General features: G+C 70.3%; 14 protein-coding genes and 5 pseudogenes. 12 read left to right on the forward strand and 7 right to left on the reverse strand.

Annotation, left to right across the window (positions count from 1 at the left end; genetic code table 11):
* Positions 1–18: 18 nt before the first annotated feature.
* Positions 19–1,368 (forward strand): class I SAM-dependent RNA methyltransferase, encoded by a 1,350-nt coding sequence (locus tag OG446_RS29255; protein WP_328896805.1) that lies wholly within the window; start codon positions 19–21, stop codon positions 1,366–1,368.
* Positions 1,369–1,474: 106 nt separating this feature from the next.
* Here the strand turns inward: OG446_RS29255 and OG446_RS29260 are convergent, their stop codons facing one another.
* On the reverse strand, positions 1,475–2,068 hold the full coding sequence (locus OG446_RS29260) for a hypothetical protein (RefSeq protein WP_328896806.1): 594 nt from the start codon (positions 2,066–2,068) through the stop codon (positions 1,475–1,477).
* Between the two features lie 378 nt (positions 2,069–2,446).
* On the opposite strand from OG446_RS29260, the pseudogene OG446_RS29265 reads away from it, so the two are divergent.
* From OG446_RS29265 to OG446_RS37240, 5 genes and pseudogenes are all read left to right on the forward strand, one after another.
* Positions 2,447–2,962, forward strand: a pseudogene (locus tag OG446_RS29265) (carbohydrate binding domain-containing protein); the annotation flags it as partial.
* A gap of 153 nt (positions 2,963–3,115) precedes the next feature.
* Positions 3,116–4,078 (forward strand): annotated as a pseudogene (locus OG446_RS29270) (chitinase); the annotation flags it as partial.
* Positions 4,079–4,756: 678 nt separating this feature from the next.
* On the forward strand, positions 4,757–6,058 hold the full coding sequence (locus tag OG446_RS29275) for a YncE family protein (protein WP_328896807.1): 1,302 nt from the start codon (positions 4,757–4,759) through the stop codon (positions 6,056–6,058).
* Positions 6,059–6,481: 423 nt separating this feature from the next.
* Positions 6,482–6,835, forward strand: coding sequence for a hypothetical protein (locus tag OG446_RS29280; RefSeq protein WP_328896808.1), 354 nt, complete (start codon positions 6,482–6,484; stop codon positions 6,833–6,835).
* A 32-nt stretch (positions 6,836–6,867) separates the two neighbouring features.
* Positions 6,868–7,131: pseudogene (locus OG446_RS37240) on the forward strand (hemerythrin domain-containing protein); the annotation flags it as partial.
* A gap of 187 nt (positions 7,132–7,318) precedes the next feature.
* Here OG446_RS37240 and OG446_RS29290 read toward each other — a convergent pair.
* Positions 7,319–7,507, reverse strand: a pseudogene (locus OG446_RS29290) (hypothetical protein); the annotation flags it as partial.
* 347 nt (positions 7,508–7,854) lie between these two features.
* On the opposite strand from OG446_RS29290, the gene OG446_RS29295 reads away from it, so the two are divergent.
* Positions 7,855–11,154: an AAA domain-containing protein gene (locus OG446_RS29295; protein WP_328896809.1), complete on the forward strand. Its 3,300-nt coding sequence runs from the start codon at positions 7,855–7,857 to the stop codon at positions 11,152–11,154.
* 155 nt (positions 11,155–11,309) lie between these two features.
* Positions 11,310–11,516: pseudogene (locus OG446_RS29300) on the forward strand (TIGR02679 domain-containing protein); the annotation flags it as partial.
* A gap of 102 nt (positions 11,517–11,618) precedes the next feature.
* On the opposite strand, the gene OG446_RS29305 reads toward OG446_RS29300, so the two are convergent.
* The 5 genes from OG446_RS29305 to OG446_RS29325 form a co-directional block, all read right to left on the reverse strand.
* Positions 11,619–12,803, reverse strand: a complete 1,185-nt coding sequence (locus tag OG446_RS29305) for an MFS transporter (protein ID WP_328896810.1) — start codon at positions 12,801–12,803, stop codon at positions 11,619–11,621.
* A gap of 187 nt (positions 12,804–12,990) precedes the next feature.
* Positions 12,991–15,618: a DUF7824 domain-containing protein gene (locus OG446_RS29310; RefSeq protein WP_328896811.1), complete on the reverse strand. Its 2,628-nt coding sequence runs from the start codon at positions 15,616–15,618 to the stop codon at positions 12,991–12,993.
* Complete coding sequence (locus OG446_RS29315; RefSeq protein ID WP_328896812.1) at positions 15,615–17,024, reverse strand: SWIM zinc finger family protein; 1,410 nt, start codon at positions 17,022–17,024, stop codon at positions 15,615–15,617. Before OG446_RS29315 ends, OG446_RS29310 begins: the two co-directional genes overlap by 4 nt.
* Positions 17,025–17,256: 232 nt before the next feature.
* On the reverse strand, positions 17,257–18,243 hold the full coding sequence (locus OG446_RS29320) for a polysaccharide deacetylase family protein (protein WP_328896813.1): 987 nt from the start codon (positions 18,241–18,243) through the stop codon (positions 17,257–17,259).
* A gap of 124 nt (positions 18,244–18,367) precedes the next feature.
* Positions 18,368–19,390, reverse strand: coding sequence for a glycoside hydrolase family 11 protein (locus OG446_RS29325; RefSeq protein ID WP_328896814.1), 1,023 nt, complete (start codon positions 19,388–19,390; stop codon positions 18,368–18,370).
* A 426-nt stretch (positions 19,391–19,816) separates the two neighbouring features.
* Between OG446_RS29325 and OG446_RS29330 the strand changes: the two genes are divergently transcribed.
* The 4 genes from OG446_RS29330 (at position 19,817) to OG446_RS29345 (ending at position 24,941) form a co-directional block, all read left to right on the forward strand.
* Positions 19,817–20,401, forward strand: coding sequence for a TetR/AcrR family transcriptional regulator (locus OG446_RS29330; RefSeq protein WP_328896815.1), 585 nt, complete (start codon positions 19,817–19,819; stop codon positions 20,399–20,401).
* A 127-nt stretch (positions 20,402–20,528) separates the two neighbouring features.
* Positions 20,529–21,875, forward strand: a complete 1,347-nt coding sequence (locus OG446_RS29335) for an MFS transporter (protein ID WP_328896816.1) — start codon at positions 20,529–20,531, stop codon at positions 21,873–21,875.
* 24 nt (positions 21,876–21,899) lie between these two features.
* Positions 21,900–22,658, forward strand: coding sequence for an SDR family NAD(P)-dependent oxidoreductase (locus OG446_RS29340; RefSeq protein WP_328896817.1), 759 nt, complete (start codon positions 21,900–21,902; stop codon positions 22,656–22,658).
* 975 nt (positions 22,659–23,633) lie between these two features.
* Positions 23,634–24,941 (forward strand): cellulase family glycosylhydrolase, encoded by a 1,308-nt coding sequence (locus tag OG446_RS29345; RefSeq protein ID WP_328896818.1) that lies wholly within the window; start codon positions 23,634–23,636, stop codon positions 24,939–24,941.
* Positions 24,942–24,997: the final 56 nt, after the last annotated feature.

A 24,997-nucleotide genomic window follows, 5' to 3' on the forward strand; every position in this document is an offset into this window, starting at 1 on the left:
CTCTGGAGCCCTCCCCTCATGCAGAACGAATCCACTCCGCCGCAGACCGGGGAACCGCAGTCCGGGGAATCGCTCGTGGGGCAGGAGTACGAGGTCGAGGTCGGCCCGGTCGCCCACGGCGGCCACTGCATCGCCCGTACGGCCGAGGGCCAGGTCCTGTTCGTACGCCACGCCCTGCCCGGCGAGAAGGTCGTCGCCAAGGTCACCGACGGCGCCACCGACTCCCGCTTCCTGCGCGCCGACGCGGTACGGATCATCGAGGAGTCCAAGGACCGGGTGAAGGCCCCGTGCCCGTTCGCCGGCCCCGGCAAGTGCGGCGGCTGCGACTGGCAGCACGCCAAGCCGGGTGCCCAGCGCCGGCTCAAGGGCGAAGTGATCGCCGAACAGCTCCAGCGCCTCGCGGGCCTCACCCCCGAGGAAGCGGGCTGGGACGGCACCGTCATGCCGGCCGAGGGCGACAAGCTCCCGCCGGGCGAGGTGCCCGCCTGGCGCACCCGCGTCCAGTACGCCATCGACGCGGACGGCCGCGTCGGCCTGCGCAAGCACCGCTCGCACGACATCGAGATCATCGACCAGTGCCTGATCGCCGCGCCCGGCGTCAGCGAGCTCGGCATCGAGAAGCAGGACTGGCCCCAGATGGCCACGGTGGAGGCCATCGCCGCCACCGGCTCCCACGACCGCCAGGTCATCCTCACCCCGCGCGAGGGCGGCCGCCTCCCGCTGGTCGAGCTCGACAAGCCCGTCTCGGTCCTGCGCGTCGACGAGCGCGACGGCGGAGTGCACCGCGTCCACGGCCGCGGCTTCGTCCGCGAGCGCGCCGACGACCGCACGTACCGCGTCGGCTCCGGCGGCTTCTGGCAGGTCCACCCGCAGGCCGCGGACACCCTGGTCCGCGCGGTCATGCAGGGCCTGCTGCCGCGCAAGAACGACACGGCGCTCGACCTCTACTGCGGCGTCGGCCTCTTCGCCGGCGCCATCGGCCAGCGCATCGGCGAGAAGGGCGCGGTGCTCGGCATCGAGTCCGGCAAGCGCGCGGTCGAGGACGCCCGCCACAACCTCAAGGACCTGGAGCGGGTCCGCATCGAGCACGGCAAGGTCGACCAGGTCCTGCCCCGCACGGGCATCACCGAGTGCGACCTGATCGTCCTGGACCCGCCGCGCGCGGGCGCGGGCAAGGCCACGGTGAAGCAGCTGGTCGGCCTGGGGGCGCGCAAGATCGCGTACGTGGCGTGCGACCCGGCGGCGCTGGCGCGGGACCTGGCGTACTTCGCGGAGGGCGGGTACAAGGTGCGGACGCTGCGGGCGTTCGACCTGTTCCCGATGACGCACCATGTGGAGTGCGTGGCGATTCTGGAGCCCGTGAAGTAGCGCTGCGGCTGGGTGGATCAAGGTCTGGGCCTGCACACAGGCGTTCACGATGCGCGCATGTGCCACCAGGCGCACGGACGGGTGCATGGCCCTCTCGTGTCCCGTGTCAGCAGCCGGTTTCCGACGCTACGACCGGTCTGCGCGTCGAGGAAGACGTGCAGCATGCTGGGTAGGCCCATTTTCGTCCGGCCCGTCGGCGCGGTTCCCGGACGAGGACGGGGTGGTCGTTCTCGACCCGGACCAGGAGCACGGGGGCGTCGGCCTTCTTGACCTTCGCCGGCCGGGGCCCGCTGGTCGCGGCGGCCTGCCTTGTGGCGACCGTGCCCGTGGCCGGTACCGAGATCCAGGCTGTGGCTGTGGGCGCGGACTGCGGCGAGCGCACCGTGCCGTCGCCGTCGGCCGGCACCACGGCGTCCCCGCCCACGGTCGGCAGGCCGTTGTAGGCGCGTTCGTGGGCGACCGCGTACAGGTTCTCGGTCCTGGGGACGGCCTGGCGCCGGTCGTGGCGTTCGGCCGGTTCCCTCGCCGGCGCGTCCACGTCGCTGCCCGTGGCGCGGTCCGCGGCGGTCACCGCCGCTGCGACGGGTTCGGGTCTGGGCTTGCTCACCGCGGGCGAGGAGACCGAGGCGAGGGACATCGGCGACACCACGCCCAGGATCATGGTCAGGGACGCTGCGGACACCGCCAACTCCTGCGACATCGGGGCTCCTTGCGGGAGTTGATGCAATTCAGCACATGAGGTGTCAGAGGTGCGGCAAGCCCAACTTCCATGAGGCAAGGCGGAGTTGTCAGGCCCTCGCCCGCACGAACGACATGTCGTGCTGTCGGACAGGCCGCACTTTCGCACCTGGTCGGGCTCGTGTTCAAGCGATTCGCCGGGCGGGGCCCGGTCTGTCGAGTTCTGGCAAGTGGGGCAAACTCGGCGGTCGTTCGTCTTTGGTCCAGACCTATTGACGGGCCCGGTCCCCCCTTCTACGATCCCGTCGATCGCCGAACTGCGTCTCTCCAGTTCATCCGGGGCTGTGCGTCCACGCCCCCTCACGCACGCCCACGGCACGTGGCGAGAATGGAGCACAGCATGTTCCGTCGGAGGATTCGTACTCTGCCCGAGGTGGATGACGGGCATTCGACCGCCGCCCGGACTCGGCGCAGCTCGACCGTCCTGACCCGTACGATCGCCGGGGTGAGCGCTGTCACCGTCATCGGCGCCTGCGTCGCCCTGGCCGGTTCCGGCTCGGCCGGGGCTGCCACTACCAATCTGGTGACCAACTCCGGGTTCGAGAGCGGCCTTTCCGGCTGGTCCTGCGCCAACGGTTCCGGCGCAGTGATCAGTAGCCCGGCCCACTCCGGATCGTCCGCGCTGAAGGCCACACCGTCCGGCTCGGGCCACGCCGAGTGCACCCAGACGGTCAGCGTGCAGCCCAATTCGAAGTACACGCTGAGCGCATTCGTCCAGGGCAGTTACGTCTACCTCGGCGCCAGGGGCACCGGTGCCACCAGCGAGCCGCAGACCTGGACGCCCAACTCCTCGTCGTACAGCGAGCTCAGCGTCGGCTTCACCACCGGTGCGAACACCACATCGGTGACGGTCTACCTGCACGGCTGGTACGGGATGCCCGCGTACCTGGCGGACGACGTGTCGCTCACCGGCCCCGGTGGCACCACGCCCCCGCCGACCACGCCGCCACCTACCACGCCGCCACCTACCACGCCCCCGCCGACCACGCCGCCGCCCACCGACCCTCCGGGCGACGACACCTGTGCCACGAAGCCCAAGCCGGCCGGCAAGGTGCTGCAGGGGTACTGGGAGAACTGGGACGGCGCCTCGAACGGCGTCCACCCGGGCATGGGCTGGGTCCCCATCACCGACAGCCGGATCGCCCAGCACGGCTACAACGTCATCAACGCCGCCTTCCCGGTGATTCTCTCGGACGGCACCGTCCTCTGGGAGGACGGCATGGACGCGAGTGTGAAGGTGTCGACGCCGGCGGAGATGTGTGAGGCCAAGGCGAACGGCGCCACGATCCTGATGTCCATCGGCGGCGCGGCCGCGGGCATCGACCTGTCGTCGAGCAAGGTCGCCGACCGCTTCGTGGAAACGGTCGTCCCGATCCTCAAGAAGTACAACTTCGACGGGATCGACATCGACATCGAGACCGGTCTGGCCGGCAGCGGGGACATCAACACGCTGTCCGCTTCCCAGTCCAACCTGATCCGCATCATCGACGGCGTGCTTGCCAGGATGCCGGCGGGCTTCGGCCTGACGATGGCGCCCGAGACCGCGTACGTCACCGGCGGCAGCGTCACCTACGGGTCCATCTGGGGCGCCTACCTGCCGATCGTGAAGAAGTACGTCGACAACGGCCGGTTGTGGTGGCTCAACATGCAGTACTACAACGGCAGCATGTACGGCTGCTCGGGCGACTCGTACCAGGCCGGCACCGTGGAGGGCTTCGCCGCTCAGACCACCTGCCTCAACAACGGCCTGACCATCCAGGGCACCACGATCAAGGTGCCGTACGACAAGCAGGTGCCCGGCCTGCCGGCTCAACCGGGCGCGGGCGGCGGCTATATGGCACCCAGCCAGGTCAGCCAGGCGTGGAACACGTTCAACGGTTCGCTCAAGGGCCTCATGACGTGGTCCCTCAACTGGGACGGCTCGAAGGGCTGGTCCTTCGGCAACAACGTCAAGTCCCTGCAGAACCGATAGGGTCCTTCGTTCGGACCGGGCTGGTTCAGGGAGCGGGGTGGGGCACGCCGCAGTTGCGCGTGCGCCACCCCGCAAGCCCAGGATGAACGAAACGCGGGCCATCGCAGGGCCCCGGCAGGGGGGCCCGGCTCCGCGCCGCTCGGCATCGAGTCGGCCTTTTCGAGGAGCGTACTTCCGGCTCAGCCAGGTTGGCACACGTACGCCCCGCAGAACGGGCCGGCCGAGCCGACCGTTGCCGCGCGGAGAAGGACCAACGCGGCTGACAAGACCATCGCCGTCTGGTGGCGTGGGGGAAGCGACTCCCACAGATCGTGCGTGATGGTGTTCCGAACGTTCGGAACACGGTCGGGACTGGCGCCAGGCAGCGTCGTAAGAAGGGGGTATGCCCTTCGTTGCACGAGCAAGGTTCGGAGGCTGGTCAGGGGGGGGCGATGGCGCCCGCCATGCCCGCCACGGGACCAGCTTCATCGGATGTGTCCTTCGAAGTGCCTTGTCCGGCGAGGCGGGTCAGTCGTACCGCCCGTGGTGAACCGGCGGGGGAGTGATGGTCAGGCGTGGAGGGATGTCGAGGGGGCTCTGTTCAAGTTCCGTATCTCCTGGTTACGTTACCTCTGGTAACAGACGATGCGGGCCGGTCCGACGGCGCGCCGCCCCTCCCTGCCTCCGGAGTTCACCGTGATGCGTTCCTCCACCCCCCGTCCTCACCGTCGGCGCACCTTCGCCGCGGCCACTCTTGTCGTCGCGGGACTGACCGCAGGAACACTGCCGGCCATCTCCGGCCCGGCCGGCGCGAGCGAGGTCCCGAGGCAGGCGCGGGAAGCCGCCCCGGAGGAGCTCAAGGAGGTGTTCTTCGTCGGGAACAACTGGGAAGGCACCGCCGACGTCATCAACTCCCGTGGCGATTACGCCAAGATCGGTCGGATCGACATGATCCCCGACAAGGAGGAGCGCCTGCTGGAGATCTACCTCAACCCCGTCAAGCTCGCCTTCTTCCTCGGTATCCGGCTCGGCCCGGGCGAGGGGCACGACCAGTACGTCGACGACATGTACACCACGAAGGACGGCAAGTCCGTCGTCGCCTCCCGGCCGAGTTTCGCCGATGTGGTCTCCATCGACGTAGAGAGCGGAAAGATCAACTGGCGCTTCCCGGTGTCCGGTTTCCGCTCCGACCACATGGCGGTCACCCCCGACGGCACCCAGGTCGCCGTCTCTTCCTCCATCTCCAACACCGTGCACGTCCTGGACATGGCGACGGGCAAGGAGGCGGGCAACTTCAAGACGGGCGACAAGCCGCACGAGAACGTGTACACCGACGGCGGCAAGTACCTCTGGAACATGGCCATCGGTGAGGTCAACACCGACATGGACGCGCCCTGGCAGGACTTCACCAAGGGCGACCGCCGCATCACCGTCGCCGACGCGAAGACCTTCCAGGTCAAGAAGATCATCGACATGCGCGAGCGGCTCGACGCCTTCGGCCGCAAGGACCTGTCCGACGCGCTGCGCCCCGTGGCCTTCACGCCCGACGAGTCGAAGATGTACTTCCAGGTCTCCTTCTTCAACGGTTTCGTCGAGTACGACGTGCACAACGACAAGATCACCCGAGTGAAGACGCTGCCGAAGAACCCGGAAACCAGCGACGACCGCACCACCTACGTCAACGACTCCCGCCATCACGGCATGTCCATGAGCCCCCGGGGCGACAAGCTCTGCATCGCCGGAACCATGGACGACTATGTCACCGTCGTGGACCGCGAGACGTTTCAGGAGGGTCCGCTCGTCACCGCCGCCAAGCCGTACTGGGCCACCGTCAGCGGAGACGGCAAGCACTGCGTGGTGTCCGAGAGCGGCACCGACCGGGTGACGGCTATCGACTTCTCCACTGGCAAGAAGGTCACCTCGATCCCCGTCGGCGACCACCCGCAGCGGGTCCGCCTGGGCCACGTCCCCGCGTACTGGACCGGCCCGGCCACCGGCTGAGACGCACCGGGCGACGTCGCATCGCGGACCCCGAGTCTCCCGCCGCTCCAACGCGAACCCGCCGTACCGGATCCGACGGTACGGGCGGGTGCGGTTTCTCCGCCGGCTCCCAGCCCGGATCGCGAAGCACGCCGGACGGCGATCGTGCCGGGACCGCGCAGTGGATCTCCCGAGCCGGCTGCCGTCGCTGTGCGCCGTGGCTGCGGATGAGTGCTCGGCGGCAGTGGCGGCCGTGCATGGTCAGCTCGGGCATCGGCGTACGGCGACACCCGGTGAAGGAAGGGGGCTCGGGGGTGCGCCTCCCGTGACGGCGCTCAGGACTCGGGCGCCGTACGGGTCGTAGGCGAAGGTGTTGGCCTCTGCCGGCGCCGAGCGGCCGGGTGCCGTTGACCGCACGTTGGCCTGCCACCCGGTTGGCCCCCGATGAATACCGTCACTTCTGGACTCGGGGCGGCCGGGGTCTTCGCGGCGAAGCCGGTTACCGCCGAGGCCGGCACCGGAACGCCGTTCACACTGACCGAACTCGCCGCAACGTTCAGCGATGTCCTGGGCACGCACATCGCCTACCGGGACATGCCGGTCGCCGACTACACCGCGACGTTGGCGGGTGCCGGGCTGCCTTCGGAGATGGCTGCCGCGGTGGCTGATGCCGATGCCGGGCTGGCCCGCGGAAAGCTGTTCACCGACAGCGACGACCTGGTCAAGCTCATCGGCCGGCCGGCGATCAGCGCGCATGAAGTCGTCCGGAACGCCACGGCCGTCGAGGGGGCACGGTGAGTACTCCAGGGCCCGGCGTCGACACGCATGAGATGGTGCTGATCCATCGTGTTCTCCGGCGCGAGTTCGGTCAGCTACCGCGGTTGTTCCGCGCCGCGGCGGGTGACCGTGCGCGATCCAAGGTCGTCGGTGCGCACGCCCGGGAGATGCTGTCCTTCCTCCACACGCACCACACCGGCGAGGACGAGCTGCTCTTTCCGCTGCTGCGTGAGCGAGCATCCCTCGACCAGGAGCTGATGCACCGCATGGACGCGCAGCACGCGCAGGTCGACGACGCCGTCACGGCCGTCGACGCGGAGTTGCCGGCGTGGACGGCGAGCGCCGACGGCGCCGCGGGCGAGCGGATGGCCGCCTGCGTCGACGCCATGATGCCGACACTGATCGAGCGTGCCGAGTGCCGGGCGCCGACGGCCCCGCTTCGTCGGAGCACGTTGGCAGGTCAGGGCCAAGCCCACTGCACGGACTGCCGGGCGGTCTTCCCTCTCAGGAATCGGGTGGAGGTTGAGCACCGCGACGTTCCCGCTCCGCTCCGGTGGCGGTGCTGCGCCTCGGCGCGGCGAAAGCCAGGTGCATGGGGCCTCGCAGGACTCGGGCGAGCCAGTCGGTGCGGGTTCGCCGGGCCGCGGCCGAGACGTGTGCCTGCGGATACAGGGCATCGAATCCGTGGAGGCCACTCGGTCCCGGGGTGTTCGAGGAACCGCTCCAGCGCCCGCTGGGTGTCCTCGTCGGTGAGCGCGTACGTCGTCGTGAGGTACTGCCCCGTAGTTGCGCGGCGGCCAGCGTGGGCCTCACGGCGATCTCCTTCACTTCGTGCCGGTTCGGTGAGCTGCGTCAATGTATGTGTCGTCTCGGACAGGCGGTCCCGTAGTCCGGTTGACGAGGACCGGGACATGGCCGAATAGGAACCGATCCGAGTCTCGAAGCTTTCCATTCCCGCGGTAGAAGCCACGGCTTTCACATAACAAGAGGTGCCGGGACCTCCGTACGATCTACCATTCGCGAGCTGACAAGGGGGAACTTTGGGCTGGCGCGAGGAGATCACCACGGCGGTCGACGAATGGATCGCCGTGGAAGGGGGAGCAGGTCAGCGCCCGCGATGGCGAAGGATCGGCCGCGCGGCCCGGGCCGGCGAGCCGGGTCGCTATGCAGTGGATCTTCGCGGCACCGAACTCAACCCCGACCAGCTCGAAAGCCTGCGCCTCGCCGGGCCCGAGGAATCGGGTGTGGATGCCGGCTTCGCTGTCACCGAAGCCATGCAGAGCGGTTCGGCGCTGACCGTCAGAGTCGCCGAGTTCGCGGACCCGGTCGACCCTTTCCTTTGGGTTCTGCAACAGCCCCCCACCTTTCTGCTGGAAGCCTTGAGGGACGGCATCGCCGGGTTGGGGGACACTCCGCTCGGCAGCCTGCTTGCTTCCGGCAGCCCCGCCGGAGCGCCGGCCCGGACCGAGGCACCGGCCGGCCTCTTCCCCGAGCAGAAGGAGGCGTACCGCGCCTGTCTGGGAACCGGCGTACGCCTCGTGTGGGGGCCACCCGGCACAGGGAAGACGATGGTGCTCACACTGGCCATCGGCGATCTGATGGCCGCAGGCAAGAGGGTCCTGCTCGTCTCCGCGACCAACATCGCCGTGGACAACGCCCTGAAGGGGGTCCTGAGGGGACACCGCCACAACAGCGGAGACGTCGTCCGCGTGGGACCGCCCCAGCTGAAGGAGATCGCTGACGACCCGCAGGTGTCCCTTCCTCTCATGGTCCGGGCCCGGCTGGCCGACGTCGAGGGCCGGCGTGCCCGGGTGTCAGTGGAACTGCTGGACATCCGAAGCCGCGCGGAGGATCTGGCGGAGCTGGAGGCTGGCCTCGTACGGTTCGACGCGGAAGCCTATGCGCAGGCCAGGGGCTTGGTGGCCGAGCCATTCGGTGATGCGGCGTCGCGTGATGTACGGGTGACGGAGCTGAAGAAGGCCGCCCGGGAGGCCGGCCAGACCCTGGCAGCGGCCGAACAGGACCTGAGCAGGGCGCTGAAGGACCGGGACGACGCCGAGGATTCGCGCCACCTCTGGAAGCAGGTCGACGCTCTTCTCGACGAGGCCGACGGGGTGGAACATGCCGCCACGGCAGCCGAGTCCGCCGCTCTTCAGAGCCAGGAGGGGCTGCGCGAGGCGCAGCGCGCCCTGCGCGAGGTCGAGAATCGGACAGGGCTCGCCAAGCTGCGTTCACGAGCTGAGCGAACCGAGGCCCAGGCCGCGTGCAGTGAGGCGGGAGTCCAGTTCCGAGAGGCACACGACCATGCCCTCAAGGCCCGCGACATCGCGGATCGCCGCCGGGCCCAGATCGCGGTCCAGGCCGAGGAGATGACTCGGGCGATCCCCGTCTCCGGCACCGAGATCGACCGGCGTGACAAGGCGGCGCGCGGCGCCGCCACCCGCCACCGGACGCTCACCCGGTCCCTGGGCGAATTTCGCTCGGCTCTCGCCACGGCCGAGGACGAAGCCGGGCGCGCGCACCTCGCCGAGACGCTCATCGCCACTGCCGAGGAACAGGGCTGGCCGGCCCGGCACGGGAAGGCCGTGGCCCTGCGTCCCGTGGTCGCCTCCGAAGCGGCTCGAAAGGGTCATCTGGAGGAGCGTTACAGGCAGATTCAGGAGGAGTACGAGCGCCTCGCCCGTGACGCGCAGGGCGAGATCATCAAGAATGCCCGTCTCGTTGCCACGACCCTGGCCCGCTTCCGTACCAACCGGCACGTCTTCTCCGGCCACTACGACGTGGTCCTCATCGACGAGGCCGGCGCCGCCTCCTTGCCCGAGGTCCTGCTCGCCGTCGCCCACGCCCAACAGGCTGCCGTGCTTCTCGGCGACTTCATGCAGCTGGGCCCGGTCGTTCCCCGGGCGTTGAAGGACAAAAGACGCCCTGACATCCAGCGCTGGCTGGTTCCGGACGTGTTTCGGCACTGCGGAATCACCGACCCGGCGGCAGCGCGGACACATCCCGCCTGTACGACCCTGGTGACCCAGAACCGGTTCGGTCGTGCCGTGATGGGCCTCGTGAACGGCCTGGCCTACGGCGGTGTGCTCCAGGCCGGACCCGTCGTACGGAGCCCCAGGAGCCCCGAGGACCCGGAGATCGTCCTCATCGACACCGACGGACTCCACGAACTCGCCCATGTCCATCTCACGGGCCCGAGCAAGGGCTGGTGGCCCGCGGGCCCCCTCATCTCCCGGGCCCTGATCGATCTGCACGGCGGGGACGGCGAGACCACAGGCGTCGTGACCCCGTACGGAGACCAGGCCGAGGCCACACTGGAGGCGCTTCGCGACATCGAACGTGATGGTGGTCCGAGCGCCGAGGTCGGCACCGCGCACCGGTTTCAGGGCCGGGAGTTCCCCATCGTCGTCTTCGACACAGTCGAGGGCGAACACAGCCGGCCGCTGTGGATGGCGAAGGCATCGCGCGCGCCGGAGGCGAGCGATTGGATGCGCAGCGGGATCAGGCTGTTCAACGTGGCCATGACCCGCGTACAGACTCGCGTGTACGTCATCGCGAGCGGCACACGCATCCGGGAGGTGGCACGGAAGGCGCCGCACTCCCCGTTCGGACAGCTGGACGCCCTCATCGGCACGTCCGGAGTGCGGGTTCTCCCCGCCAAGTCTCTGATCACGCCGCCCGAGCTGAACGTGCCACGCGGGGAGTTCGGCGACCGTCTGGCAGAGGTCCTCTCACGGCACGTGGAGGTCAGTGATGTCGACGACGAGACGACGTTCTACACGTCCTTCGTCGCCGCCATCAGAAGCGCGCGGACATCACTGTGGCTGTGGACCCCCTGGGTGGCCAGGCGCGTCCGGATGATCCTTCCGGAGCTGCGCGCGGCGGTCGACCGGGGTGTACGGGTGACCGTTTTCGTCCGCGACCCCAGCGACCAGCTTCAGAAGAAGCCGGCGAACCTGTCTCTCGTTGAGGACCTGCGTGCGGTCGTCCATACGGTCGTCCCGATGCACGTCATGCACCAGAAGATCGTGGTCGTGGATGAAAGGACCGTGATGCTCGGCAGCCTCAACGCCCTGTCACAGAGCTGGACCCGCGAGGTGATGGTGACCATGCGCGGCGCCTATTTCGCCCGCAAGATCCTCACTCACGAGCATGCCGAGATCTTCGCCCGCCCGCCGAAGTGCCCCCGGTGCGGACAGGAGGACATCGAGATCAGGCGCGGTGCGAAGGAGAACTGGTACTGGCGCTGCTACAACAGCCAGTGCCCGACGGGTGGCGGCAACAAGGCATGGAAGAAGGACATCGACCTCTGGCGCCGGCCGGGCAGCGCACAACGGTAGCTCACCGGGAGCTGCGCGGGACGCCCTCCGCCGGGCGTGGCCGCGATACGTACGCGGCCCTTCTCGGTGACCACCCTTCGTGAACGCGGGTGAACCGCGTGAGCTCCTGGGGTCGGGCATCCGTGCCAGACGTCACGTTCGGTCTGCTTGTCGGCGTGTGTACCCTCCTGAGTGAACTCCCCGACGTCCCGGTCGTCTCGCATCCTGCCTTCGCCGCCAGGGGCCTCGGCTGGGCACACGCCCATGATGACGGCACACCGTTGGCCACCCTCGCCCTGTCCGGGGCCCGTGCGCTGACCGGTTTCCACGACGGCCAGGGCGCTGAATGGAGACGGGAGGCCTGGGCATCGGTGGGACTGTTGCGGGACGAGCTGCCCCCACGGTCGGCGTCCGCAGCGTGGCCCGGCAGCTTGAGGGACAGCGGTCGGGCAGCGCCCAAGGGCTGTCCCGATCCGGTGCAGCGGTCAGGGTTTCCCGCTCGAGTATCCGCCGAACGCCCGCATCGCGACGGCGCCCGCCAGCGGCCCCGGTGCCAGGAGCAGGAAGGCATGGCGCCAGCCGATGGCCTCGGCCAGCAGGGGGGTGAGCTGGATGGTGATGACCGTCAGGGCGAAGCCGATGGCGGTCTGGGCGGTGAGGGCCGTTCCGATGTAGCGGTGGTCGGCGACCTCGCTCAGTGAGGTCGAGAACACCCCCGAGTCCGCGATCACCGCCGCGCCCCACAGCATGCAGAAGGCGAACAGGAACAGCGAGGAGGAGGGGAAGAAGAAGGGGGAGACCAGGCAGCACAGGCCGCTGAGGAGGAGAGCCGCCATGGCGGCGGGTGGGCGGCCGTAGCGGTCCGCGCCCCAGCCGCCGAGCAGGCAGCCGGCGACCCCGCCGAGGCCCATGGTGAGGAACACGGTGATCTCCACCGAGCCCGGAAGGCTCTTTGCGGCAGGCGTCGCCAGCAGGAAGGACGGGATCCACGTCCACAGGGCGTAGAGCTCCCACATGTGCCCGAAGTAGCCGAGGTTGGCCAGCCGGGGCCCGCGCTCGGTGAACATGGTCAGCGCGTACCTGGGATTGCGGGCCGGAGCGGACTTCGCCGCATAGGGGCCGGGCCGGACGAAGAGCAGGGCGATGACGGCACCCGCGAAGCCGGCCGCTGCGGCAGCGAGCAGAACGTCACGCCAGCGCAGTGATCCCACCCCGGCGATCAGATGAGGGAGCGCGGAGCCGAGGGTGAGGGCGGCGATCAGGACGCCCATCGTCCTGCCCCGTCCGGCACTGCCGGACCAGGAGACCATCAGCTTCATGCCGGTGGGGTAGACCCCGGCGAGGAACATGCCCGTCAGGAAGCGCAGCGGGATGGCGACGGCCAACTGGTCGGCGACGAGCGCCAGCACCACGGTGCAGACCGCGGCTGCCGCGGCACTGGCGGCCAGCAGACGCTGCGGCGGGATGCGGTCGGCCAGGTTCAGAGCGGCCGAGACCACGGCCCCGACGACGAAACCGATCTGTACCGAGGCCGTCAGCCATACCGCGCCCCCGGCAGTGAGTCCCCAGTCGGTCCGGAGGCTGGGAACCACCGCCGACATGGAGAACCACACGGCGAGGCCGAGCACCTGCACCGCGGCGATCGCACCGCGTTGCGCGACGTTGTTCACGAACACCTCTCCTGGGCCGAGCTTTCGTCTCCCCGGCCGGCCCGCGCACGCGGCGGCCCAAGGCCGACCCTAATGGCCCCGGCCGCGGGCGGACGCGAGGTGCCACCTCCAGGCGCTTGGGGCGTCGCGTACGGGACGAAGCCTGTGGCGGGCCGCGAGGGTGCCCTCCATGAGGGGGCGTTCAGCTTCAGGCAGCTGCCTCCTTCTCATTTCGTCGGAGGGCGTCGCGTAGCCGCGCCGCCTGGGTCACCAGGCGGGACTTGCCGCCGCGGCTCGCTGTCGCAGCGAGCCCGGCCGGTTCCGGTGAACCGGCTCCGCACTGCTCCACGCACTCGGCAGCCGTCGCCAGGAGATCTCCGGTGCCGCGCGGATCAGCCGTGCTCGTGAGGAGGGCCGGCAGTACGGCTGCCAGCACGGCCCAGGTCGTCGCGCAGGCTCCCGTCGCCGCAGCGGTGCGCAGCGAGTCGGCGAGCCGGCTGGGCTTGACCGTGCCCAGGCCGATCAGCTCGGCCAGGTCGCCGCCGAGGCGCAGGGCGTTCAGGTCGCCCCGGGCGGCCAGGGTGAGGAGCGCGTCCACGGCCCGCAGCCGGTCCTCCGGGTACCGGGCACAGAGTCCGGCAGCGAGGGCGAGGTGCAGGGCCGGGCCGGCAGGTCCACCGGCCGCCGCCAACAGCGGGAGTGCGGTGGCCCCCGCGCGCGCTTCCTGGGCGGCGGCGGCCGTGACGAGCGGCAGCCACCAGGCGGCCAGGGTTTCGCGGTCCTCGGGCAGGACGGCGATCAGTGGAGCGTCCTCGCCGCCGTCCCAGCAGAGGTCCACCGCCTGGCGGGCACCCGCCAGTTCGCGGAACGCGTCCGGGAATCCGCGCAGCACAGCCGTGCGTTCGCCGGTGTCCATCACGAGCCGGGCGGGGGTCCCACCACCGTAGGCGTACCGCTCCGCTCCGGCAGTACGCCGGGTGAGGGGCACCGGCTGCCCGGCGGCGCCGAGCCAGGAGGCCAGCCGGTCGCCCGCGGGCGTACCGAGGGCGGCAGCCAGGGGCAGGGCGGTCGTGTCACGCTGGACCCGGAGCAGAGCCTGGCCGAAGTCCGCCGGGGCCGGGTCCTCGCCCAGGCGGTCGTACTCGGCCAGCCGCGCGATCAGCACGCGGGGGGCCAGGGTGCCGGATTCCGTGGTGGGCGTGGCGAGCAGGAAGGGCAGCGGCCGGGACGTGATGCGCAGCGCGGCCTCTTTGACGCGCGCGTGGGTGACGGCACGCAGTGCGGTGTGGGAGCAGTCGGAGCGCCACGACACGAGGGCCGGAGGCGGTTCGGCGGTCGGCGGCATGTCCAGCACGGCAGCGGCGACGTGCTCCAGGCCGGGCAGTTCATGCGTGTAGTAGTGAGCCTGCGCAGGATCGAGCCAGAAGCGGCCTGCCAGAGCGGGCCGCAGCGCCTCGGCGAGGGCTGCACGGTCCCGGTGGGCGTGGCGGACCAGTCCGTCCAGTGCGCGTTCGAACTCCTCGACGGTGGCGGTGCGGCCGTGGACGATGGCCGCGACGAGCTCGACGGCCTCGGCGACCGTCTCCGGAGCGGGGGCGAGCCGGACCGGGACCGGAGCCGGCGGCAGGATCTCCTCGTAGGTGCCGGTCTCCTCGTCGGGGGCGGCGTCCGGGCCGAAGAGCTCCACCGCACGGGCACGGTGGGTCGGGCTCAGCAGCCGGGCGCGGTCGCCGAGTTCGGCGCGCAGGGCGGGATCGTCGGTGAGGTGCGCGGCAACCAGCTTCAGCGCCCGCTCCTGGATCTCGGTGTCCGCGTGGCCGAAGGCCTCGGCGAGCTCAGGCAGCAGTTCGGGGGCAGCGGCAGGACAGCGGGCGAGTTCCTTGCCGATCAGGACGAGCTGGGCGCGGACCAGCTTCTTCTCGGGGCGGAAGAGGACGGCGCTCGACATCTCGGCAAGCATGCGCGGGGTCAGGAGGCCCGATGCCGCGAGCCGGGCGAGGGTGCGCTGGGCGCTCCCGGACACGGCGGAGGGGGCGTCGGCGGCCAGCGCGATCCAGTCGGCGGCCCGTTCCTGCTCTTCCTCAGTGGTCGGGCGAAGAGCCTCCAGGATCGCCTGGTACGGCCGTAGTTGAGCAGCCTTGCCACCCCGCAACAGCCTGGCGACGCACCCGTCCAACAGCGCGGTGCGCTCCACGTGCCCCTCGTCGGCCAGGGTGGCCAGCGCGGTCGGCCAGTGGTGGGTGTGCCCCGGCTCCAGGTTCCAGGCGAAGGAACGGACCGGTTCGGCGGTCGTGAAGAGGCACGGGACGAGTGTGGCGACGTACGGGTCCTTGCGCAGGGCGAACACGAGCGGGGCGCTGGTCGACGCCATGGCCGCCGACCAGCCCTCGACGCAGCCGTCGGTGGTGGGCGTCGGACAGCCTGCGAGCCGCACCAGTTCGCGGATCAGCGGGTAGTCCGCCTCGGCGGTGGCGGACCGGGCGGCCAGTCGGTGAGCGAGGTCGCCCAGCCACTTCGGGTCCCGGCCGGCCAGTACGTCGAGCAGTGCCGCGGTCGGCGGCAGCGGCATCCAACGGCGCAGATCGGCGGCTCCGATCCAGGCGGCCGCCGCTGCGGCGCCGGAGTTGCAGCCTGCTCCCGCAACCACCAGGGCCGGGTTCATCAGGTTCCGGTCCTGCCAGTGCTCCGAGCGGGAGGAACGCAGCGTGCGGCGCAGTTCCTTCAGGCCGGTGAGCAGGACCCGGCGGTGCGCGGGTTCCAGTGGCTCGAGCAGTCCCGGCAGTTGGGCGGTGCGGCCTGCCCGTACGGCTTCGAGGACGTCGTCGATAGCGTTCAACGTGTGGCTCCGGAGGTGGTGGTGGTCGCGCTGGTGGAGGTGTTTGCTGCTCTCCAGGCCATCCGGGTGGCGAGCGCGTGCTTGCAGGGGCCGCGGCGGCCCCGGTAGTCCGCCCACCACTGGCAGGTGCAGCTCAACGCGCCGCCTGACCCGCGCACCTGGTAGCGGCGTTCACCGGAGACCACGACGGCGGTCCCGGGCCGCTCCACGGTGACCGCGCCCGCCTCCAGCAGGGTGCGGGCGGCGACCAGCCGGGGATTGTGCCGCTCTGCCTGCCGGGCGTCGTAGGGGAGTTCGCGGTGGAAGTAGGCGGCCTCGGCGATGTCGTAGCCGACGCGGCCGGCCGTACCGAGGCGGACGAGAGCGGCCCGGACGCGGTCCACGGTGAGCCCGGACTGCTGGGCGAGGTCTGCAGGATCGATGCGTGGCTCCCACGCGAGCAGGACGGAGACCAGATCGGCGTCCTGGGCCGCCGCGTCGCCGGCAAGGGCTTCCAGGACACCGCCTTCACCGGAGAACCCGCGGTCGGGCTCCGGGGAGAGGGTGAGTGTGAGCCGCATTCCCGGCAGCCCGACCTCCCAGGCGGAGGCGGTGGGGTGGGCGCCGTCCGGCGCCGGGCCGTATACGCGCAGGCCGGTCGCGTGCCGCAGCACCCGCTGGAGTGCGGCGAGACGTTCGGGGCCGGGCAGACAGACCGCGCCGGGGACCGGTCGGGTGGTGGGGCGCAGCGTGCGACCTGCGGCAACCACCCACAGGGGGCCGGTCGTGGCGCCGGCACCCGTCGCGGTGCGCGGGAGGGAACGGAGGAAGCGCGTCGTCTCTGCGGCGGTCAGCTCTCCCCGCAGATCGAAGCCGGCGGTCACGGCCTGGGACTCGGCGAATCCGCGCAGCCAGCGCTCCGGGAGCGGGACCTTCTTCTCGACGACCGGCCCGTCGAGGGTGGTCACCGCCATCTCGTCGGGGCCCACCCTCAGGTGCAGCGGATCGTCTCCGCTCAGCCGGGACAGCGCCTCACGCAGCGGGTTGTTGACATCGACGTTGGTGGTTCCGTGGCCGGTGTCGGCGCCGCACAGCCCGTCGGGGAGCACATCGAGCCGGGCGTACACGCCGCAGCACCCGGAGAAGGACTCGAAACGGAGCCGGTCGCCGTTGCCCGTCACCACCGGATCGAGCGAGGCGCGCAGGGTGCGCCGGTGGTAACGGGCCGCGGCCACGTCCGCGACGGCGAGAAGTGCTCGCGCGGCCGCCTGAGGCGCGCTCAGGAACCCGGCGAAGAACTGCGGGTGGGCATCGGCACCGGCAGGGGTGAGCCCTCCCGCAGTCTCCAGACCGAGCAGCTGACCCGTCTCGGCGACGGTCAGCGAGGAGGCGCGTGCGTAGGCGAAGGTGTGTGCACTTCTTGTCATGTCGGAGACGCTAGACGGAGCCACTGACAACACTGAGCGACGGGAGCCGCTGGCAACGTTGAGCGAGGGAGCCGCTGGCAACGTTGAGCGAGGGAGCCGCTGGCAACGTTGAGCGAGGGAGCCGCTGGCAACGTTGAGCGACGGGAGCCGCTGCCCCCGGACTCCGCGAGCGGGACGCCTGAACCGGTGACCCTCAGCCGCGGAAGCCACTCGGCCGTGATGCGGCAGCTTGTCAGCCCGTGGTGCACGAGACCGTCGGCCAGGTCCAGGATCCGTTGGTCTGAATCGTCACCCCCCAGTTGTTTCCGCTGCCGTTGGGCTTCGCGGTCAGGACCTGGGCGCTGGGAAAGGCGGTGCTGACGTTCCACGTGGAGAGGATCTTTTCGGGGGCAGGGACGTTCATCGTGACCGTCCAGTTGCTGGAGCCCGTGACGGAGACGTTGAGGTTGTAGCGGTCGCCCCACTGCTGCCCGGCGGAGAGCGTCGCGGTGCAGCCGCCTCCACCGGTTCCGCCTCCGCCGGAGCTGCCGTCGGGCGCGACGGCCCGCCCGGTCTGCGGGGAGATCATGCCTGAGCAGAGGCCGCGGGATGCGAGCGACTGGGCGATGCGCGGGATCGCGGCGAGGGTGTTGGCGGGCCACTCGTGCATCAGGATGACCTGACCGCTGGTGAGTCGTCCCACGGCCTGCACGATCGCGTCGCTACTGGCACCGTTCCAGTCCTGTGAGTCGACGTCCCAGATCACCTCCGTCAGTCCGTACTTGGCCTCGACGGCCTTGAGCGTGGAGTTGGTCTCGCCGTACGGCGGCCGGAACAGCTTCGGCGTGCCTCCACCCGCGTTGGCGATGGCCTGCTGGGTCCGGGAGATCTCCGAGTCGATCTCGGCCTGGCTCTTCTGGATGAGATGCGGGTGGGTGTAGCTGTGGTTGCCGACCCACATGCCGGCATTGATCTCGGCCTGCACCTGGCTCGGGGCGGAGGCGGCGTACTGACCCTCGTTGAACATGGTGGCCCGCAGGCCGTTCTGCTTGAGAGCGTTGAGCAGGGCGGGGGTGTGGTCGTTGGACGGGCCGTCGTCGAAGGTCAGGCCCACGTAGCCGTTGCAGGCGGCGGCCTGGGCGGGAGCGGCGGCCGTGGCGGTCAGGCCCAGGGTGGCTGTTGCGGCGAGGGTGAGTGCGGCGGCCAGGGCGGCCGGGCGGCGGCGGGGAAGGAGATGCATGGGGGTCCTCCTGGTGGCGGAGGTCCGGCCACGCCGAGGGCGCGGCCGGACGCGTGGTGAAGGGGAGGGGTCACTGCGGACCGGTGGGATCAGCCGGCCGGGTCACTGCGGACCCGGTGGTGGATCAGCCGGCGCTGCAGGTGACCGTGGGCCAGGTCCAGGAGCCGTTGGTCTGGATGGTGGCTCCCCAGTTGTTTCCGCTGCCGTTGGACTTGGCCACGAGGGTCTGGCTGTCCGGATAACTGGCGCTCACGTTCCAGGTGGACAGCACCTTCTCGGGTGAGGGGACCTTCATGGTGACGGTCCAGGTGCCGGCTCCGGAGACGGAGACGTTCAGGTTGTAGCGATCGCTCCACTTGTCTCCTGCGGAGAGCGTCGCGGTGCAGCCGCCTGAGCCTCCGCCGGTACCGCCACCCGTTCCGCCACCGCCCGTGCCGCCGCCGGAGCCGCCCTCACTGACGGTGATGTTGGAACTGCCGCTGCTCTGGTAGCCCTCGGTCGCCATGATCATGTAGTTGAAGGAACCCATGCTCATGCCGTGGCTCGACCAGGCGTCGAAGTGGTTGCCCGTGGTGATGGTGCCCCCCGTCCGCTTCGCCTGGCGGACGCTCCAGTACTGCTTGAAGGTCTTGGTGCCCTCGATCGAGGGCTGGTTCACCCGGGTCGTCTCGTAGATGTCGTAGGTGCCTCCGTCGCTGGTGACGGTGCCCTTGAAGGTGCCCGTGGGGCGGTACGTGCCGAAGTTCTCGACGACGTAGTACTCGACCAGCGGGTTGGTGGTCCAGCCGTAGAGCGCGAGGTAGGCGTTGCCCGACGGGTTGAAACTGCCGGAGTAGTTCACGGACTTGCGTCCGCCGGTGCTCCACCCCTTGCCGCCGACGAAGTTGCCGACGTTGCTCCACTGGTAGCCGTAGTTGCCGCCCGAGCCCAGCGTCATCGACACCGAGCCGCCGCCATCGCTCCAGTGCGAGTAGTAGTAACCATTGTTCGTGCCGGTCTGGTTCGAGTTGATGACGGTGTCGGCGCTGGCGGCGTTGGGCAGCAGCAGCACGGCGACCGCGGCCAGGGCGATCGCCCAGGAGCTTCTCAGCAGGGTCATGAAGCGGCCGGGTCTGCGTCTGCGTGGCGATGGCACGGGTGCGCTCATGTCGGTTTCCTCCAGGGGCTGTTATGTAGGAGTGATGCCGGACGGGCCCTTGCCGACACCCTCAACACGAGGGCTCCGGCGCATGGTTGGGCTCACGCGGCAGCCGGCGGTGGTTGTCCCGGCCCGATCACGGAGTCTTGATCTGCCCCCGAGGGCTGTCAATAGTTTCGGCAGGTGTTGCGAAACCTTCGGTCTCACTGAAAGGGCGGCATCGGCACTATCCATGCAGTTCAAGGCGCACACTGACCGCATGGAAATTCGTGCTGGTCGCTTGCGGCGAGAGGAATGATCCAATCTGAATCATGCAGGACTTCGAAACTTTCGGGATTCTCGATTCTCGCGCCGCCTACAACGGGCAGGTCCGCGAACGGGCCCCGGAGCAGGGTTAATTGACCGATCGTTCCAGATGGGGCTAGGGTCTTCGGTGTGGCCAGGACCAAGGAATTCGATCCGGATGCCGCGCTCCAGTCGGCCCTTGAGCTGTTCTGGCGGCGCGGCTACGAAGCGACGTCGGTGGCGGACCTCGTCGAGCACCTCGGCATCGGGCGCGCCAGTATCTACGCGACCTTCGGCGGCAAGAACGAGCTGTATCTGAAGGCCATGGACCGGTACGCCGAGATGCGCGACCCGCTGCTCCTGGCCGAACTGTCGCAGCCGGGCCCCGCGCTTCCCGCGGTGCGGGCGGTGGTGCGCCGCTTCGCCGCGGAGGCGGCCTCCCCGAACGGCCGGCTGAACGGCTGCTTCGTCACCAATACCGCGGCGGAACTGGCCCCGCACGACCCCGCGGCGGCTCGCCGGGTCGAGATCAGCTGGGAGCGTCTGGAGACCCCGCTGCACTCCGCACTCGTACGGGCCCAGGCTCAGGGTGAGCTTGCCGGGGACCGTGATCCGCGTGCGCTGGCCCGCATGCTGCTCGTCCTGCTGCAGGGCATCCGGGTCGTCGGCAAGGCGTCGAACGATCCGGCCCGGGTGCGGGACGCCGCCGAGCAGGCGCTGACGTTGCTGGACTGAATCACGCGCGACGGAACGCGACGGAAAGCCGCGGAACGCGAGGGAAGGTCACGGGATCGGTGGGTGCCGCTGTGGCGCCTTCGTGTGGCCGAATAATGGAACGTTCGGTCAAATATCAGGGGGAGATATGGCCGCCACAGGCGCCGCCCACGTCGTCGGCACGCGGTACCGATACGCCTTCGTGCTTCTCGGCGTCGTGCAGGCCACACTGATCTTCACGCTCGCCGCCATCGCCGTCCCGCTGCCCCGCATCGGGCGCGAACTGGACCTGGAACGCGCCGACCTGATCCTCCTCAGCGCCGCCTACGGGCTGACCTTCGCCGGGCTGGTGCTCTTCGGCGGACGCCTGGCCGACCGCTACGGCGGGCGGCGCACCCTCACCGCGGGCCTGTTGCTCTTCGCGGTCGCCTCGGCCGCCGCCCTGCTCGCCCCCGGCATCGGGGCCCTGCTCGCGGCGCGCTTCGCCCAGGGCGCGGGCGCGGCCCTCGTCGCACCGGCCGCCATGGCCGTGCTCCGCACCGTCTTCCCCTCCCCGCCCGCGTACGGCAGGGCGATGGCCACCTGGGGCGGGCTCTCCGTCCTCGGCGCGACCGCCGGCAATCTGCTCTCCGGTGTCATCTCGGCGCTGCTTTCCTGGCGTTGGGCCTTCGCTCCGCCCATCGTGGTCGCGATCGTCGCCCTCGCCCTCACGCGCCGGCTGCTGCCGGACTCCGCGCCGGACCGGGGCAGGAGTCTCGACCTGCCGGGAGCCCTGCTCGCCACCGCCGGGATCACCCTGACCAGTTACGGGCTCGTCGTCACCGACGCACGGCCCTGGTCGTCGGCCGCCGTGCTCGTACCTCTGCTCGGGGGAGTCGGGCTTCTGGCCGCGTTCCGGTACGCCGAGCTCCGGGCCCGCGATCCGCTGCTGCCTCCCCGGTTCCTGCTCGACCGGCGGCGGTCCCTCGCCCTCCTGGCCATCGCGCTGAGCGCCTGCGGGACGGCGATGACCTTCGTGGTCCTGTCGCTCCACCTCCAGCAGGTGCGCGACTGGTCACAGGTGCAGACCTCGGCCGCCTTCGTACCGTTCGCCGTCGCCCTGATTGTTTCGGGGCGGGCGGCGGGGCCGCTGATCAGGCGGTACGGGCCGCGCGCTGTCACGGTCACCGGGATGGGCACGGGTGCGGCCGGGCTCATCCTCCTCGCGGTCACCGGGGTCGGCGCGCACACCGGCTACGTGTACGGCCTGCTGCCGGGCCTCGTGCTGCTGCCGGTCGGCACCGCGGCGTCCTTCGCCGGTGCCTCCGTCCTTGCCACCGAAGGCGTACCGCCGGGGCAGACCGGGCTTGCGGGCGGTGTGCTGAACACCGCGATGGAATGCGGCCCGACCTTCCTCCTCGCCGTCCTGCTCACGCTCGGCAGCGACGCCGCCGCCCTGGCCGCGACAGGGGCCGCCCTCCTCGTCGTGGCCTTCCTGAACCACCGCACCCCGTAACCCATCACTCAGGGAGTCACCGAAATGAACCGCTTCACCGGCAGGACCGTCCTCGTCACCGGTGCGGGCTCCGGCCTCGGCCGCGCCATCGCGCTCGCCTTCGCCGCCGAAGGCGCGTCCGTGGTCGTCGCGGGACGCACCGCGGCCTCTCTGGACGAGACGGTCGGCCTCATCGGGGCGGCCGGCGGCACGGCTGCCGCCGTGACCGTCGACGTCACCGACTCGGGCCGGCTCCAGAACCTCGTACGCGAGACCGTCACCCGTTTCGGCGGACTGGACATCGCGGTCAACAACGCCGGGATACTGCGCGGCGCCGCACCCGTCGGTGAGGTCAGCGAGGAGGACTGGAACGCGGTGCTGCGGACCAATGTCACCGGCGTCTGGCTGGCCATGAAGCACGAGATCGCCCACATGAAGGAGAACGGCGGCGGCACCATCGTCAACATCTCCTCCAATCTGGGCGCCCACCTGAGGATCCCCAACGCCGCCGCGTACATCACCTCGAAGGCGGCGGTCTCCGCGCTGACCCGCGCCGCCGCACTCGACCACATCCACCAGGGCATCCGCATCAACGCGGTCAGTCCCGGCGCCTCCGCCGCCCCGATGTCGCTGCGTCCGGGCGAGACCGAGGCGGACCGGGCCGAGCGGGTGAAGACGGAGAACCCGCTCGGCCGGCTCGCGGAGGCCGGGGAAGTGGCGGCTGCGGTGCTCTACCTCGCCTCGCCCGCGGCCGGCTCGGTGGTCGGCGCCGATCTGGTGGTCGACAGCGGGTCCTCGGCCTGACGGGCCCGCCAGCGGCGAACGGACCACCACGCATCCGCGATCCGCGCGATCCGAGACCGCGATCCGCGCGGTCTCGGACCGCGATCCGAGACCGAGACCCGAAGTCCGAAGTCCGATCGTCCTCGTGCGCGGCGCACCCCGCGCCCGCGCCCTCGCCGGGGGCCTTGCGCGTGTGCCGAGGGTCGCCGCCTTCTGTGGTGCTGCCCCCCTGATCCGGGCGCCGTGGGGGGCCGCTGTCCGATCCGTGTGTGCTCGCTCGCCGCGTACGGAGTCGTCGCGCCGGCCGGCGCCTTTCGCGCGCGACGGACAGGTGCGCCGGAAGAGGCCGGAGGCAGGCGCACCTGGGGTCGGCGACGCCTGCCCCGAGTGCGGGAGTGACTGACTGCGCATGGCGTCTCTTTCGTCCTGAGGGAGCGATCCGCGGCCTCGCAGGGCGCGGCGGGTGGAGGGGGTCGGCTTCGGCGGCTCGACGGAGTGGACTCGGGCCCTGTACCGGTTTATCGATGAGGAACGTAGGGGTGTGTCGTGTGACTGTCAATCAATCGCGTCGATCATGTTTTTGCTGGTAGATGACCACATCTTGGGCTTCCCCCTGCCTGGCCAGGGGGTTTAGCGGTTTAGTTCAACGAGGCATTCCGCGCGCTGCGGACGGATCGTGAACTCGCTCTTGACACGGGTGTAACGCCCGGTGCCTCATGGTGTGGCGACGGCCCGTTCGAGCCACATCCGGCCGAAGTCGCAGTTGGTCGACGTCAGTTGCCCGAGCTGCCCCCACCATCACGACGCCCGCGAAGCCTGCCTTCGGCGACACTCCCGCCGATGTGTGTGCGGCGCTCACCCAGCGTGCCCTTCGGGGTCGGCGCGATCGTCGGACATCGTTGTCATGAGGGTGCTGTGCGTTCGGTGACGTCGTCCAGCTCCGTGTTCCTTCCCGCACCCCACCCCCACCCACCCGCATGGGTACCGAGGAGAGAAATGCGAAAGCCGAGAAGCACCCTGATCACCACGGCAGGCATGGCGTTCGCCGCCGCCCTGGGTCTGCTGGGTTCGATCGCCGGCCCTTCCGTCGGCGAGGCCGAGGCCGCGCCCACCGGCATCCGTGTCAGTAACGGACACGTGGTCGAGGCGAACGGGAACGAGTTCGTCATGCGTGGCGTCAACCACGCCTACGCCTGGTACCCCGAGCGGACGACCGCCATCGCCGACATAGCGGCCAAGGGCGCCAACACCGTCCGCGTCGTCCTCGGCAGCGGCGACCGGTGGACGAAGACGAGCGCCTCGCAGGTCTCCGCCCTCATCGGCCAGTGCAAGGCCAGCAAGGTCATCTGTGTGCTGGAGGTGCACGACACCACCGGCTACGGCGAGGACGGCGCCGCCACCACCCTGGACAAGGCCGCCGACTACTGGATCGGGGTGAAGAGCGCACTGGAGGGGCAGGAGGACTACGTCGTCGTCAACATCGGCAACGAGCCGTACGGCAACACGAACGCCGCGGCCTGGACCGGGGCCACCAAGAGCGCGATCGGCAAACTGCGGAACGCCGGTATCGACCACGCCCTGATGGTGGACGCCCCCAACTGGGGCCAGGACTGGTCCGGGACCATGAGGGACAACGCGGCCTCGGTCTTCGCGTCCGACCCCGACCGCAACACCATCTTCTCGATCCACATGTACGGCGTGTACGACACCGCCGCCGAGGTGCAGGACTACCTGCACCACTTCACCGACAACAAACTTCCCATCGTCGTGGGCGAGTTCGGGGACCAGCACAGCGACGGCAACCCGAACGAGGACGCCATCATGGCGACCGCGCAGTCCCTGGGCGTCGGTTACATCGGCTGGTCCTGGAGCGGCAACGGCAGCGGCGTCGAGTACCTCGACATGGTCAACGGCTTCGACGCGAACTCCCTGACGAGCTGGGGCAACCGCTTCATCAACGGCGCCAACGGCATCGCCGCCACCTCCGAGCCCGCGACCGTCTACGGCGGCGGGGGCGAGCCCGGTGGCGGGGGCGGCACGGGCGGCGGCACGGCGCCCAACGGGTACCCGTACTGCGTCAACGGGAGCTCGTCGGACCCGGACGGTGACGGGTGGGGCTGGGAGAACAGCCGTTCCTGCGTCGTCCCGGGCAGCGGCGCCGACAGCGGCGGCACGGGCGGTGGCACGGCGCCCAACGGGTACCCGTACTGCGTCAACGGGAGCTCGTCGGACCCGGACGGTGACGGGTGGGGCTGGGAGAACAGCCGTTCCTGCGTCGTCCCGGGCAGCGGCGCGGACGGCTGACGGCCGACAGCGGTGACCGGGCCGGTCCGTCTGCGCAGGCAGGCGGCCCGGCCCGG

The sequence above is a fragment of the Streptomyces sp. NBC_00236 genome (assembly GCF_036195045.1).
GTDB lineage: Bacteria > Actinomycetota > Actinomycetes > Streptomycetales > Streptomycetaceae > Streptomyces.

Excerpts from the sequence above, each read along its gene's own strand:
- OG446_RS29255 (WP_328896805.1), top strand. The coding sequence starts at position 19 with ATGCAGAACGAATCCACTCCGCCGCAGACCGGGGAACCGCAGTCCGGG.
- OG446_RS29260 (WP_328896806.1), bottom strand. The coding sequence starts at position 2,068 with ATGTCGCAGGAGTTGGCGGTGTCCGCAGCGTCCCTGACCATGATCCTG.
- OG446_RS29275 (WP_328896807.1), top strand. The coding sequence starts at position 4,757 with ATGCGTTCCTCCACCCCCCGTCCTCACCGTCGGCGCACCTTCGCCGCG.
- OG446_RS29280 (WP_328896808.1), top strand. The coding sequence starts at position 6,482 with ATGAATACCGTCACTTCTGGACTCGGGGCGGCCGGGGTCTTCGCGGCG.
- OG446_RS29315 (WP_328896812.1), bottom strand. The coding sequence starts at position 17,024 with ATGACAAGAAGTGCACACACCTTCGCCTACGCACGCGCCTCCTCGCTG.
- OG446_RS29320 (WP_328896813.1), bottom strand. The coding sequence starts at position 18,243 with ATGCATCTCCTTCCCCGCCGCCGCCCGGCCGCCCTGGCCGCCGCACTC.
- OG446_RS29325 (WP_328896814.1), bottom strand. The coding sequence starts at position 19,390 with ATGAGCGCACCCGTGCCATCGCCACGCAGACGCAGACCCGGCCGCTTC.
- OG446_RS29335 (WP_328896816.1), top strand. The coding sequence starts at position 20,529 with ATGGCCGCCACAGGCGCCGCCCACGTCGTCGGCACGCGGTACCGATAC.
- OG446_RS29340 (WP_328896817.1), top strand. The coding sequence starts at position 21,900 with ATGAACCGCTTCACCGGCAGGACCGTCCTCGTCACCGGTGCGGGCTCC.
- OG446_RS29345 (WP_328896818.1), top strand. The coding sequence starts at position 23,634 with ATGCGAAAGCCGAGAAGCACCCTGATCACCACGGCAGGCATGGCGTTC.